The organism is Pseudomonas sp. L13 (genome assembly GCF_009935965.1).
Taxonomy (GTDB): Bacteria; Pseudomonadota; Gammaproteobacteria; order Pseudomonadales; family Pseudomonadaceae; genus Aquipseudomonas; species Aquipseudomonas lactis.
In genome coordinates this window covers 1-12,540 of the sequence record NZ_QODJ01000039.1, presented here as the reverse complement: position 1 = coordinate 12,540, position 12,540 = coordinate 1, and the positions used below count along the sequence as shown (strand labels likewise).

At 60.0% G+C, this 12,540-nt stretch carries 13 protein-coding genes; 6 read left to right on the top strand and 7 right to left on the bottom strand.

The features are described from left to right. Nucleotides 1–19: 19 nt before the first annotated feature. Entirely contained in the window at nucleotides 20–856 is an 837-nt protein-coding gene (locus DK871_RS18830) for a LysR family transcriptional regulator (protein ID WP_161906257.1), read from the bottom strand. Between the two features lie 97 nt (nucleotides 857–953). On the opposite strand from DK871_RS18830, the gene DK871_RS18825 reads away from it, so the two are divergent. Together DK871_RS18825 and DK871_RS18820 are read left to right on the top strand one after the other, a co-directional pair. Beyond that, entirely contained in the window at nucleotides 954–1,847 is an 894-nt protein-coding gene (locus tag DK871_RS18825; RefSeq protein ID WP_161906256.1) for a DMT family transporter, read from the top strand. 130 nt (nucleotides 1,848–1,977) lie between these two features. Beyond that, on the top strand, nucleotides 1,978–2,307 hold the full coding sequence (locus DK871_RS18820; RefSeq protein ID WP_161906255.1) for a YXWGXW repeat-containing protein: 330 nt from the start codon (nucleotides 1,978–1,980) through the stop codon (nucleotides 2,305–2,307). Between the two features lie 131 nt (nucleotides 2,308–2,438). Here the strand turns inward: DK871_RS18820 and DK871_RS18815 are convergent, their stop codons facing one another. The 4 genes from DK871_RS18815 to DK871_RS18800 form a co-directional block, all read right to left on the bottom strand. Then, nucleotides 2,439–2,834, bottom strand: coding sequence for a PIN domain-containing protein (locus DK871_RS18815; RefSeq protein WP_161906254.1), 396 nt, complete (start codon nucleotides 2,832–2,834; stop codon nucleotides 2,439–2,441). Continuing rightward, nucleotides 2,831–3,088 (bottom strand): AbrB/MazE/SpoVT family DNA-binding domain-containing protein, encoded by a 258-nt coding sequence (locus DK871_RS18810; protein WP_161906253.1) that lies wholly within the window; start codon nucleotides 3,086–3,088, stop codon nucleotides 2,831–2,833. Before DK871_RS18810 ends, DK871_RS18815 begins: the two co-directional genes overlap by 4 nt. A gap of 176 nt (nucleotides 3,089–3,264) precedes the next feature. Continuing rightward, complete coding sequence (gene ppnN / locus DK871_RS18805; RefSeq protein ID WP_161906252.1) at nucleotides 3,265–4,638, bottom strand: nucleotide 5'-monophosphate nucleosidase PpnN; 1,374 nt, start codon at nucleotides 4,636–4,638, stop codon at nucleotides 3,265–3,267. A 148-nt stretch (nucleotides 4,639–4,786) separates the two neighbouring features. Continuing rightward, entirely contained in the window at nucleotides 4,787–5,611 is an 825-nt protein-coding gene (locus DK871_RS18800; RefSeq protein ID WP_161906251.1) for an aspartyl/asparaginyl beta-hydroxylase domain-containing protein, read from the bottom strand. 277 nt (nucleotides 5,612–5,888) lie between these two features. On the opposite strand from DK871_RS18800, the gene fabV reads away from it, so the two are divergent. Both fabV and DK871_RS18790 read left to right on the top strand, forming a co-directional pair. Then, a complete protein-coding gene (gene fabV / locus DK871_RS18795) occupies nucleotides 5,889–7,082 on the top strand; it encodes an enoyl-ACP reductase FabV (RefSeq protein WP_003189732.1) in 1,194 nt (397 codons plus the stop codon). Nucleotides 7,083–7,339: 257 nt separating this feature from the next. Beyond that, entirely contained in the window at nucleotides 7,340–7,963 is a 624-nt protein-coding gene (locus DK871_RS18790) for an HAD family phosphatase (protein WP_161906250.1), read from the top strand. On the opposite strand, the gene DK871_RS18785 is transcribed toward DK871_RS18790, so the two are convergent. Further along, the gene (locus tag DK871_RS18785) at nucleotides 7,960–8,865 is read right to left on the bottom strand and encodes a LysR family transcriptional regulator (RefSeq protein ID WP_161906249.1); all 906 of its coding nucleotides are present in this window, start codon (nucleotides 8,863–8,865) and stop codon (nucleotides 7,960–7,962) included. The genes DK871_RS18790 and DK871_RS18785 overlap by 4 nt on opposite strands. 102 nt (nucleotides 8,866–8,967) lie before the next feature. Here DK871_RS18785 and DK871_RS18780 point away from each other — a divergent pair, with 102 nt between their 5' ends. Then, nucleotides 8,968–10,137 carry an aspartate aminotransferase family protein gene (locus tag DK871_RS18780; RefSeq protein ID WP_161906248.1) on the top strand — a complete coding sequence of 390 codons (1,170 nt, stop codon included), beginning with the start codon at nucleotides 8,968–8,970 and terminating at the stop codon, nucleotides 10,135–10,137. Between the two features lie 23 nt (nucleotides 10,138–10,160). On the opposite strand, the gene punR is transcribed toward DK871_RS18780, so the two are convergent. Continuing rightward, the gene (gene punR / locus DK871_RS18775) at nucleotides 10,161–11,075 is read right to left on the bottom strand and encodes a DNA-binding transcriptional activator PunR (RefSeq protein ID WP_161906247.1); all 915 of its coding nucleotides are present in this window, start codon (nucleotides 11,073–11,075) and stop codon (nucleotides 10,161–10,163) included. Nucleotides 11,076–11,197: 122 nt separating this feature from the next. On the opposite strand from punR, the gene punC reads away from it, so the two are divergent. Continuing rightward, entirely contained in the window at nucleotides 11,198–12,382 is a 1,185-nt protein-coding gene (gene punC, locus DK871_RS18770) for a purine nucleoside transporter PunC (RefSeq protein ID WP_161906246.1), read from the top strand. Nucleotides 12,383–12,540: the final 158 nt, after the last annotated feature.

The window sequence follows — 12,540 nt, the reverse complement described above, 5'->3', positions numbered from 1 at the left end:
GCTTTTTTGTGCGCGGTGTTCAGACCTTGAAGTGGCGGATTTGCTCATGCAGATGCAACGCCAGTGCATTGGCGGTATCGCACATCAGGTACAGGTGCTGCGCTGGCAGGGGTGGCAGTGCTGTCATGTGCATCAGCCCTTCGCCCATGCGGCTTTGTTCCATCAAGCCCACCGCCACACCACTGCGTACGCAAGCTTCGACCGCTGATGAATTAGGGCTTTCCAACAGCAGTCGGTGGTAAATTCCGTGATCCTTCAAACACTGCAGCGCTGCTGCACGGTAGGGGCAACCCGCGATGGGCACGGTAACGGGCAATGGCACATTCGGCGGCGAGCTGAAACCCTCGGCCGCCACCCACAGCGGTTGCACGGACCCCAGGCGTTCACCTTGGGCCAGGGGGAGTGGGCTGACGGTGAGCGTCAGGTCCAGATGGTTGGCGATGAATAAACCCAGCAATTCCCCGCTGGTGCGCGCTTCGATTTCCAGCTCCAGCAGGGGGTTGTCAGCGATCAGTCGCGGCACAAACTCCTGTATGAAGGCGGGCGCATAGGTGTCTGGCACGCCCAGGCGGATCTTGCCTTGCATGCGTTGGGGCATCAGTGAGATCAGCAAACGGTCATGGCTTTTTAGAAACTCGGTGGTTTCCCCCAGCAGTTTCTGGCCATACAGGGTCAGCTCCACGCCCTGGTTGCTGCGGCTGAACAGACGCTGGCCGACCTGATCCTCCAGCTTCTGGATCTGGGTGGTCACGGTGGAGGCGCTGCGGTGCACATGCTCGGCCGCCTCGTTGAAGCGCCGAAAGCGTGCCACCGCATGGAAGGTGCGCAACAGTTCGATGTTCAGTTGTTTGGCCATGATTCCGTTTTTTCGGATTGGTTGTTCCGGTTATTCAAATATACAGAATCATGCGCGGCCCTTAGCCTTTAAGTCGATCACAGCGACGGGAGGCTATATGAAGCGATCTACCTTGGGGTTGTTGCAGGCGCTGTTTGTGCTGTCTTGGAGTTCAGGCTTTATCGGCGCCAAGCTGGGGACTCAGGGTGGAGAGGCGTTCAACCTGCTTTTCTGGCGTTTTCTGATGGTGTCGCTGTGCCTGGCGCTGTTTTTGAACAGGCGTTTGCTGAGGGTTTCCTGGCAGCAGGTCCGCCATCACGCGGTCGTTGGTTTCCTGTCCCAATTTCTCTATTTGAGCTGCGTCTACGTGGCGATCCAGAACGGCCTGCCGCCTGGCATCGCGGCGATCATTGCGGCGTTGCAGCCGTTGATGACGGCGGCATTGTCGACGGGCAGGGCGTCCGAGCGCAGTGGCGGCTGGCAGTGGGTGGGCTTGATGATCGGCTTTGTCGGCGTGTCGATTGTAATTGCCGGGCAGTATGGTGGTGGCGGGCAGGGTGTCGGGCTGGTCATGTATCTGTTGCCTCTGGTGTCGGCACTCGGGTTAACGCTGGCGACCTTGTACGAGCGTCGTTCGGTACAGACCCAGGACAGCGGGTTGGTGTTGCCGCTGTTTATCCAGTCGCTGTTGACCCTGCTGGGTTTTACCGCGGCGGTGATCTACACCGACACCCTGAGCATTCCCCATGACACCAACGTACTGATCTCGATTGTGTGGCTGACGGTGTTCTCCACCTTCCTCGCCTATTTGAGCCTGTGGATGCTGCTGCGGGTGATGACTGCCACCCATGTGGCGGCGCTGGTGTACCTGGAGCCGCCGGTGACTCTGGTGTGGGCGGCGTTGATGTTTGGCGATGTGATCCACGCATCGACCTACGCGGGCATTGCTGTAGTCGTGGCGGGGTTGGTGCTGGTGCGCCTGAAGCGACCGACTGTCGCCTGTACTTCCTGAGGCTGGCAGGTTCAGCAACCCGACAGACACAGCCTGTTAAAAAGTACCCAGGGCCAAGCAGGAGCGCGGCTGTGACAAGGGGGGATTTTTACCAGTGCAGGTGTTGGGCGTTCGCGCCCGAGGGTTTTGTATGTTGCTACGTTATGCAGCATTGGCTGCCGTGGTGGTGGCAGCGTCCGGGTGTGTACAAGAGCGCGTGGTGCATGAGCGCAGGCCGGTGCAACGTGAGTATGTTGATGTGGTGGCGCCGCAGCCGCCACCGGTGCAGGTGATCGAAGTCGAACCGGCGGTACGCGAGGGTTATATCTGGTCACGCGGTTACTGGCGTTGGGAGGGCGGGCGCTACGTGGCGGTGCACGGCCATTGGGAGCCGGTGCGCCAGGGCTATCGTTATGTGCACCCGCACTGGGTGCAGCGTAACGATGGCTACCATTGGCAGGTCGGTGGCTGGATACGCTGACCAAACGCTATCTCCAATTGTAGGAGCGAGCTTGCTCGCGAAAAACTCACAGGCACCGCGTGCAACCTGACTGCTCGCGTTATCGTTGACGTTTTTCGCGAGCAAGCTCGCTCCTACATACACAAAGCGGCCTAGCCGAGCCGTTTCATCCCCGCCGCCTTGGCCGCGTTCAGATCAAAAGTGGCGGTGTACTCGCACCCCGCCGCATGGCCACAGCGTTCAACCAGGCAGTCGGCAAAGTCGGCTTTGCCTGCGATGAACTTGCGCAGTGCCTGCCAGATGATATCGGCGTGCTCGACGGTCAGCTCCCGTGTGTGCAACAAGGTTTCCAGCACCATTACCACGTCGCTTTTTGCCGACTGGTAACAGGACTGCAACACCCACACCAACTCCGTAAGCGTCACCAGGCTGACAAAGCCTGGCGAGGCGGCGGTGAGCGATTCGATCAGTTGGGATGCTTTAGCGGATTGAACCGGGTCGTCCTGGGTCACGTAACGTACCAGCACGTTGGTATCCAGGCCGATCATCCAGCTGTTGCTCCCTGGGCCGCGATGGCGCGGTTCATGTCTTCGATAGACACGGCGTGGGCAGGCTTGCGGATCAGACCCTTGAGGTCCCTGACAGTTTTGCTCGCGGCAATCATGGAAAACTTGCCGTCTTCCATTTCAACGAATTCCACCCGGTCGCCTGTTTCCAGGCCGAGGGCCGTCCTGACCTTGACAGGGATGGTGATTTGCCCTTTTGAAGTGAGTGTGGCGGTGGCCATAGTGAAGATCTCCATCGTGATATTCCTTACCTTAGGGTAAGGAATGACAGAGGACAATATCCGTTGGTCCATAGGTCGCTCGCTGAGGTGGATGAGTTGGAAGGAATAGTAAAATCCTAGTCCGAACTCTTTAGCCTCACACGCCGAGCCATGCCCCAAACGGATACAAACTATGACCGCCCGCCACTAGCTCATTGCACCACGCGGTAGCACGGTACATAGGCCGCGCCGCCTGGCAACTTCATGCGGTGCTGGGCCACGAATGCCTTCAACAGCTCATCCAGCGGTTTCATGATGGCCGGGTCACCGTGGATCTCATACGGGCCGTTTTCTTCGATCAGGCGAATACCCTTGTCCTTGACGTTACCCGCCACAATCCCGGAGAACGCCCGGCGCAGGTTGGCCGCCAGTTCATGGGGCGGCAGCGCGTGGCTCAGTTGCAGGCTGGCCATGTTTTCATGGGTAGGGTCGAACGGGCGCTGGAAGCCTTCGTCGATCTTCAGCAGCCAGTTGAAGTGGAACGCGTCGTTACGCTCGCGGCGGAACTGCTTCACCGCCTTGAGGCCGGCGGTCATCTGGCGGGCCACTTCGGCCGGGTCGTCGATGATGATCTGGTAATGCTTCTGCGCTGCTTCACCCAGGGTAGCCCCGACGAACGCGTGCAGTTGTTCCAAGTAAGGCGCGGCTTGTTTGGGACCGGTGAGCACCACCGGGAACGGCACGTCGCGGTTGTCCGGGTGCATGAGGATGCCCAGCAGGTAGAGGAACTCCTCGGCCGTGCCAGCGCCGCCGGGGAAGATGATGATGCCGTGGCCGACACGCACGAAGGCTTCCAGGCGCTTTTCGATGTCCGGCAAAATCACCAGCTCGTTGACGATAGGGTTTGGCGCTTCGGCGGCGATGATGCCTGGCTCGGTCAAGCCCAGGTAACGGCCATTGGTGATGCGTTGCTTGGCGTGGGAAATGGTCGCGCCTTTCATCGGACCTTTCATTACGCCTGGGCCGCATCCGGTGCACACGTCGAGGCTGCGCAGGCCCAGTTCGTGCCCGACTTTCTTGGTGTATTTGTATTCTTCGGTGTTGATCGAGTGGCCGCCCCAGCACACCACGATCTTCGGCTCCACACCCGGGCGCAGCGTACGGGCGTTGCGCAGCAGGTGGAACACGTAATCGGTGATGCCTTGGGAGTTGCTCAGGTCGATACGCTGGCTGTCCAGTTCGTTCTCGGTGTAGACGATGTCGCGCAGGGCGCTGAACAGCATTTCGCGGGTGCTGGCGATCATTTCGCCATCGACGAACGCATCGGCCGGGGCATTGAGCAGTTCCAGGCGTACGCCGCGGTCCTGCTGGTGAATACGCACTTCAAAGTCTTTGTAGGCGTCGAGGATGGTCTTGGCGTTGTCGATATGCGCGCCGGTGTTGAGAATCGCCAGGGCGCATTGGCGGAACAGGGTGTAGATGCTGCCGGTACCGGCTTCGCTCAGTTGCTGCACTTCACGTTGGGACAGGGTTTCGAGGCTGCCCTTGGGGCTGACGGAGGCGTTGATGACTTGACGTTGGGGCATTCTGATTCCTTGAAAGCACAGCCATCGCGCCCGTTTGGAGGCGATGGCTTGAGAATGGTGAGCGCCAATTAAGGTCGCACGAGACGGTTATTTACCTCAGGCGCAAGGCCCTGCGCAAATGCCGTCCAACACCATCATGCCGCAGAACTTACTGAATCAGCTTCCAGTTTTTGTAGAAAACCCGACGCAGGGTAAAGACCAGGCCGGCAAACCCTGCGATCACGGCGTTGAGCACCGAGGGCAGCGGGGTCGGGCGCACAATATCAATGAACAGGCAGTAGCGTTTGGCGTCGTTCTTGTTGAAGGACGCGTGCATTAGCGTGTCATCGAAGATAAACAGCGGGTCGTCGTGCCAGTAGTGCTTGTGCTTGCCCACCTGGATATACACGCCCTCATGGTGCGGTGCCGGCGCCATGTTGTAGAGCACACGGAACATCATGCGCAGGGGGCCGAAGTGGAACGACGTCGAGCGGTTCTCGTTGAACACCGAGACGCCGATGGTTTTCACGAACGGCAGTTTCTTGCGCAGCTGCGGGATATCCAGGGTGGTTTCGATCGGGCGACCGTACCACTGGAAAAACAACATGCCGCGTTTCTTCTCGGCCATGCGCTCGTCCAGGTAGCTGATAATTTCAGCCTTGCGGGCCATGGCGTCGTCGATCACCTGTTGCAGGTCTTCGCGCCAGGCCGGTGGCAGGTCGTTCATGGTGTAGACATGCCGGTTGCGGCTGCTGAGCAGGTCGAGCAGGGTGTTGAACGGTGCCAGCACCCAGGTATTACGGCCGTTGCCGATAAAATACTTCTTGATGGTGTCGCGGTCGTACAGGCCGTTACGCAGGAAGTCATAAACGCCGCAGCACACCACCAACAGCAGAAACACCAGGCAACTGCGCGGGAAACAGTAGATCAACAGCAGAACGCCGAGCACCCAGGCCAGGGACACCAGCTTTTTGCCGACAGCATTTTTGCTCATGAAACGTGGCTCCAAACCTGAAATATGTTGAAATAATATCGTCATCATAGGGGTTTATGAGGTTCGCAGGCGTTTTTAAATAGGGTGAAAGTGTGAAGCCGCTGCACATTTTGTAACCGTTGCCGTGCAGGCTCCGATGTTTTGTGGATTGAATTTTGAGAACAGAAGATTTGCGTCTATCGTGACGCTTCGGTTTTTCAGGCGTCATAGACCGGTACGATTGAAGTTGAATGGCCACCATTGGCCTTCGGCACCTTGGAAGAGGCAGAAATTTTTTATGATCATCAAACCGCGGGTTCGTGGCTTTATCTGTGTGACCGCTCACCCTGTTGGCTGTGAAGCGAACGTCAAAGAGCAGATCGACTACGTAACCAAAAACGGCGTCATCGAAGGCGGCCCTAAAAAGGTATTGGTCCTCGGTGCCTCCACCGGCTACGGCCTGGCCGCGCGCATCAGTGCTGCGTTTGGCTGCGGCGCCGACACCCTGGGCGTGTTTTTTGAGAAAGAAGGCGAAGAAGGCAAGCTGAGCTCCGCCGGCTGGTACAACAGCGCGGCGTTCGAGAAGTTTGCCGTGGAAAAAGGCCTGTACGCCAAGAGCATCAACGGCGACGCGTTCTCCGACGAGATCAAGCGCCTGACCATCGAGACCATCAAGAAAGACCTGGGCAAGATCGACCTGGTGGTCTACAGCCTGGCCGCGCCACGCCGTACCGACCCGCAAGGCGTGGTGCATAACTCCACCCTCAAGCCAATCGGCAAAGCCGTGACCCTGCGCGGTATCAACACCGACAAGGGCGTAGTGGTCGACACCACGCTTGAGCCTGCGACCCAGGAAGAAATCGACGGTACCGTGAAGGTCATGGGCGGCGAAGACTGGCAGCTGTGGATCGATGCTCTGCGTGACGCCGATGTATTGGCCGAAGGCGCCAAGACCACCGCGTTCACCTACTTGGGTGAGAAGCTGACCCAGGACATCTACTGGAACGGCTCCATCGGCGAAGCCAAGAAAGACCTGGACAAGAAAGTTTTGACCCTGCGCGAAAACCTCGCTGCGCTCAAGGGCGACGCCCGCGTGTCGGTGCTCAAGGCCGTGGTCACCCAGGCCAGCTCGGCGATCCCGATCATGCCGCTGTACCTGTCGCTGCTGTTCAAGGTGATGAAAGAGCAGGGCACCCACGAAGGCTGCATCGAACAGGTCTACGGCCTGTTCAAGGACAGCCTGTACGGCAGCCAGCCGAAGCTCGACGCCGATGGCCGCCTGCGTGCCGACCTGGCCGAGCTGGAGCCGAAGGTCCAGGATGCCGTGGCCGCGCTGTGGAACCAGGTGACCGACGACAACGTCAACGAGATCAGCGATTTTGCCGGTTACAAGGCTGAGTTCCTGCGCTTGTTCGGCTTTGAAGTCGACGGCGTGGATTACGACGCGGATGTAAACCCGACCGTCAAAATCAACGGCCTGATCCAGGCTTAACACGCGGTAAAAAATGTGGGAGCGGGCTTGCCCGCGAAGGCGGTGCATCAGTCGCTGCATCTGTGACTGTACGACCGCTTTCGCAGGCAAGCCAGCTCCCACATTTGATCTTCGTTGCTTTGAGCATTGCGTTCGCTCATTAGGCCGTGCCTCCTCCCACCTGTCTTTTCAGACTCTTCTTACGCCCCGGCACGCACCTCCCTCTTTTAGATCTGTCAGACTCCAGCAGCTATCAAGCCACGCTAACGGAGGATCTGATGACGATTCGTGCAGTAGTTTTTGATTTCGGCGGTGTCCTGTTCGACTGGAGCCCGCAGCACCTGTACCGCAAGCTGATTGCCAACGACGTCGAGCGCCAGTGGTTCCTCGACACCATCTGCACCCAGGACTGGAACACCGAGCAAGATGCCGGTCGCTCCCTGGCTGAAGCCACCCGCACCCTGATTGCCCAATACCCCGAGCACAAGACCCTGATCCAGGCTTACTACGAGCGCTGGCCTGAAATGCTGCGTGCTGAATTACCTGAGGGCGTGGCGATTCTCGAGGCGTTGCACCAGGTTGAGATGCCACTGTTCGGGCTCACCAACTGGTCGGCGGAAACCTTCCCTTACGCCCGGGCCAACTACCCGTTCCTGACGCGTTTTCGCGACATTCTGGTGTCCGGCGAGGTGAAGCTGATCAAGCCTGACCCGGCGATCTACCACGCCAGCCTCAGTCAGGTGCGTGAACACTTGCCAGACATCCAGGCCAGTGAAGTGGTGTTCATCGACGACGTCGCCGGCAATATCGAGGCCGCCATCGCTTTGGGCTGGCAGGGCATTCACCACATATCGGCTGAGCGCACCGCCGCGCGTCTGCGTGAGCTGGGCGTGGCGTTCTAGCGCGCCCATTTCTCCATCACAAAGTCGACGAACGCCCGTAGCTTGGGCAGGCGGTAGCGGTCCTGGCGATACATCAGGTGCATGGGGCGGCTGGGCAGGTTATAGGTGGTCAACAAGGCCACCAGTTTGCCGCTCGCAAGGTCCGGTTGCACCAGGGCATCGGCCAGCATGGTGATGCCCATGCCGTTGATGGCGGCCTGGCGCAAGCCTTGCGAGCTGTTGATGGTCAATGAGCCAGACACCGGCACCTCCACTTCACCTTCATCGCCCGTCATGCGCCACAGTTTGTCGGTGTCGCGCCAGTTGTCGTTCGCGGGGTAGGCGAATGCCAGGCAGTCATGCTGCTGCAGGTCGGCCGGGGTTTGCGGTGTGCCGCGTCGCGCCAGGTAGGCAGGGGAGGCGCAAAGGGTGAGGGTGTAGGCCTGCAGGGGCCGGGCGATCAGGCTGGAGCTATCCAGTTCGCCGAGACGGATCGCCACGTCAAAACCGCTGTCGACCAGGTCCATGCGCTCATTGCTCATCACCACGTACAGGTCGATAAGGGGGTAGCGCTGGGAAAACTCACTCAAGGCCGGCACCAGGCGTTCAGTGCCGAACACCGGCGGCGCGGTGATGCGCAGGCTGCCTCTGGGGGTTTCGCTGTGGACCTGCTCGGCCAGTAGCTCGGAGTCGGCCACCAGCCCCAGCACTTCCAGGCAGCGCTGATAATACTGGCCGCCAAATTCGGTGAGGTTTTGCTTGCGCGTGGTGCGTTTGAGCAGGCTGACGCCAAGCCGTTGCTCCAGCGCCCGCAAATGGTTGCCGACCATGGTGGTCGAGATCCCGCATTCCTGCGCGGCGGCGGTCATGCTGCCGGTTTCAACGACTTTCACGTACACCGACATTGCCTGGAACAGATCCATTATCAAGCCCTGGTTTAAAGTTATTGCAGCAATTCTGCGTTTATCCAGCGAGGGTGGTTAACCATACTGGATCCACCCCAACGATGCACTGGAGCCGCCACCATGACCGCCGCCTGCCTGATGAGCACTTATCAACCCATGGCCCTGAGTTTCACCCGTGGCCTAGGCACGCGCCTATGGGACCAACAGGGCCGCGAATACCTGGACGCCGTGGCCGGCGTGGCGGTGACCAATGTCGGCCATTCCCACCCAAGGTTAGTGGCCGCCATCAGCGAACAGGCCGGCTTGCTGCTGCACACCTCCAACCTCTACAGCATCGACTGGCAACAACAACTGGCCCGGCGTCTGGCCCAACTGTCCGGGCTGGACCGCGCGTTCTTCAACAATTCCGGTGCCGAGGCCAACGAGACGGCGCTGAAACTGGCGCGTTTGCACGGCTGGAAAAAAGGCATCGAACAGCCTTTGGTGGTGGTGATGGAGAACGCCTTCCATGGCCGCACACTGGGCACCATGGCCGCCAGCGACGGGCCGTCGGTGCGCCTGGGGTTCCAGCGCCTGCCTGGCGATTTCATCAAGGTTGGCTTTGGCGACATGGCGGCGCTGGAGACGCTCACCGCACAGTTCGGCACGCGCATCGCGGCGGTGCTGCTTGAACCGATCCAGGGTGAAAGTGGTGTGTTGGTGGCGCCGTCGGGCTACCTCAAAGCCCTGCGCGAGCACTGCACGCGCCACGGCTGGCTGATGATGCTTGACGAAATCCAGACCGGCATCGGGCGCACCGGCACCTGGTTTGCGTTCCAGCACGAAGGCATCGTGCCGGACGTGATGACCCTGGCCAAAGGCCTGGGCAATGGCGTGCCCATCGGCGCCTGCCTGGCCCGCGCCGCCGTCGCGCAGCTGTTCACCCCAGGCAGCCATGGCAGCACCTTTGGCGGCAACCCGCTGGCGTGTCGCGTCGGGTGTACGGTGCTGGAGATTATCCAGGAGCAAGGCTTGCTGGAAAACGCCGCGCGCCAGGGCGAACACTTGCTAGCGCGCTTGCGCATGGAGTTGGAGGAGCATCCGCAGGTGCGGGCGATTCGTGGAAAGGGCCTGATGATCGGCATTGAACTGGCCAGGCCTTACCGCGACCTGGCCCAACGGGCGGCGCAGGAGCATGGGCTATTGATCAATGTCACGCGGGGCAAGATCATTCGCCTGTTGCCGCCGCTGACGCTGGAGCGCAAGGAAGTGGAGATGATCGTAAGGGCCATCACCCGCCTCCTGGATTGAAAAAGTGTGGAAGGGGGCCAGCCCTACAGGGACGGGCCATTCAGCCATTCCTGGTTCATGGTTTCGGTATCTCCCAGGTATTCCAGCAACCACGCCATGGCCGGCGACAGCTTGTTCTGCGCCCACGCCACACACGACGGGCTGGCCGGAAATGGCCGGCTCAACTGCAACGCCACCAGCTCACCGCGCTCCACCCATGGCAATACCTGATGAGCCGGCGCCATTCCCACACACAGGCCATCACGCAGGCAATCCAGGGCCGACGCCCAGTTGGGCACCACCAGGCGGCGCTGATTATCCAGGGTCCAGGTGTCGCGCTTGGGCAGGTTGCGGGAGGTGTCGGTCATGCACAGCGAGGCAAAGGGGCGCAGTTGGTCATCACTGAGCAAACCTTGCACCGCCGCCAGCGGGTGCCGGGCGCTGACCACGCACAGCCAGTTCAACAGGCCCATGTCGCGAAAGCTGAAGTGGCTGGCCACCGGCACCGCGCTGGTGGCGCCGATCACGATGTCGGTGCGTTCATCCGCCAGCGCATCCCACACGCCGTTGTACACCTCGTATTCGAGCAGCAATTCCACTTCGGGAAACTGCCGATAAAAGTCGAGCACCAACTGCCGGCAGCGTTGGGGTTTGACGATGGAGTCCACGGCCACCTTCAACTGGCCACTCCAGCCATTGGCCACCTGCTGGCACAGGCGCCGAGTGCCGAGCATTTTTTTCATCACGCTGCGGGCTTCGTCGATAAACAGGCGGCCAGCGGGGGTCAGTTCCACGTCGCGATGCCGGCGCACAAACAACGGCACGGCCAGCCATTCTTCGAGCTGACGCACGGTGTAGCTGATGGCCGACGGTACGCGGTGCAGTTCCTGAGCGGCGGCGCTGAAGCTGCCGTGGCGGGCGACGGCGTCGACCACATCCAGGGAATATTCCGACCACATAGGTGCTGCCTTCAAAATTATTGATGAGAGTGTCCAATTATTATCGCTTCACACAGATATTGTCAGCTTCATAATGGGCGCCAGTCAGCAAATAGTTTGATGGCAGTCTCTACAAGGCTTCGATGAAAAATTCTTTTGGTTTTACCTGGTACCTGGCGGGGCTGAGCATGCTCGGTTATCTGGCCATGGACATGTACTTGCCGGCGTTTGGCGCCATGGGCCAGCAGTTGAATATTGGTGCTGGCGCGGTGGGCGCCAGCTTGAGTGTTTTCCTCGCAGGCTTTGCGCTGGGGCAGTTGCTGTGGGGGCCGCTCTCGGACCGCCTGGGGCGCAAGCCGATCCTGCTCGCGGGCCTGAGCCTGTTTGTGCTCGGTTGCCTGGGCATGTTCTGGGTCGAAACCGCGCCGCAGCTGCTGGCCCTGCGCTTTATGCAAGCGATTGGCGTGTGTGCCGCCGCCGTGAGCTGGCAGGCGCTGGTGATTGACCGCTACCCGGCCGACAAGGCCCACCGCGTCTTCGCCAGCATCATGCCGTTGATGTCGCTGTCTCCGGCCTTGGCACCGCTGTTGGGTGCCATGGTGCTGAATCACTTTGGCTGGCAGGCGATCTTCGGCGTGTTGCTGGTGGTGTCGTTGTTGCTGCTGTTGCCGACGTTGTTCCTGCGCAACATGCCCAAGCGTTCGGAGCACAAGGGCAACCCGGTGCGCCTGGGCTATGGGCAATTGCTCACCTCGCGGGTGTTTACCGGCAATGTGATGATCTTTGCCGCCTGTTCGGCCAGCTTCTTCGCTTGGCTGACCGCCTCGCCGTTTATCCTCGGTGGCATGGGCTACAGCCCGAATGACATCGGCCTCAGCTATGTATTGCCGACCCTGGCGTTTCTCGTTGGCGGCTACAGTTGCCGCAGTGCCTTGCAGCGCCTGGCGGGCAAGACCCTGCTGCCGTGGTTGCTGGTCGCCTATTGCTTGAGCATGGTGGCGTTGTACCTAGTGGCCACCTTGAGTGTGCCGACCCTGACCACCTTGTTGATCCCGTTCTGCCTGATGGCGCTGTGCAACGGCGCCAGCTACCCGATTGTGGTGGCGAATGCGCTGATGCCCTTTGCAGAAAACTCCGGCAAGGCGGCGGCCCTGCAAAATACCCTGCAGTTGGGCCTGTGCTTCCTGGCCAGCCTGCTGGTGTCGTCGATGATCGAGCAACCGCTGTTGATCACGGTGATTGTGATGCTGGCGACGGCGCCGTTGGCGGTGTTGGGGTATTGGCTGGCACGGCCGAAGGGCAACGCTTCCGAACTGGCCAACGCCTGAGCTGACAATACGATCAAACTGTGGGAGCTGGCTTGCCTGCGATAGCGGCCTGTCAGTTAGCTCATCTGGCACTGATACACCGCTATCGCAGGCAAGCCAGCTCTTATCAAACAAAAAATAACTCATTGTTTTTGCTCTTAAAAATCACGCCGCTTTAA

Coding starts and splice junctions, on each gene's coding strand:
- DK871_RS18810 (WP_161906253.1), bottom strand. CDS start 3,088: ATGGAGATCTTCACTATGGCCACCGCCACACTCACTTCAAAAGGGCAA.
- DK871_RS18780 (WP_161906248.1), top strand. CDS start 8,968: ATGACCGCCGCCTGCCTGATGAGCACTTATCAACCCATGGCCCTGAGT.
- DK871_RS18790 (WP_161906250.1), top strand. CDS start 7,340: ATGACGATTCGTGCAGTAGTTTTTGATTTCGGCGGTGTCCTGTTCGAC.
- DK871_RS18800 (WP_161906251.1), bottom strand. CDS start 5,611: ATGAGCAAAAATGCTGTCGGCAAAAAGCTGGTGTCCCTGGCCTGGGTG.
- punR (WP_161906247.1), bottom strand. CDS start 11,075: ATGTGGTCGGAATATTCCCTGGATGTGGTCGACGCCGTCGCCCGCCAC.
- DK871_RS18820 (WP_161906255.1), top strand. CDS start 1,978: ATGTTGCTACGTTATGCAGCATTGGCTGCCGTGGTGGTGGCAGCGTCC.
- DK871_RS18785 (WP_161906249.1), bottom strand. CDS start 8,865: ATGGATCTGTTCCAGGCAATGTCGGTGTACGTGAAAGTCGTTGAAACC.
- DK871_RS18830 (WP_161906257.1), bottom strand. CDS start 856: ATGGCCAAACAACTGAACATCGAACTGTTGCGCACCTTCCATGCGGTG.
- DK871_RS18815 (WP_161906254.1), bottom strand. CDS start 2,834: ATGATCGGCCTGGATACCAACGTGCTGGTACGTTACGTGACCCAGGAC.
- fabV (WP_003189732.1), top strand. CDS start 5,889: ATGATCATCAAACCGCGGGTTCGTGGCTTTATCTGTGTGACCGCTCAC.
- DK871_RS18825 (WP_161906256.1), top strand. CDS start 954: ATGAAGCGATCTACCTTGGGGTTGTTGCAGGCGCTGTTTGTGCTGTCT.
- ppnN (WP_161906252.1), bottom strand. CDS start 4,638: ATGCCCCAACGTCAAGTCATCAACGCCTCCGTCAGCCCCAAGGGCAGC.
- punC (WP_161906246.1), top strand. CDS start 11,198: ATGAAAAATTCTTTTGGTTTTACCTGGTACCTGGCGGGGCTGAGCATG.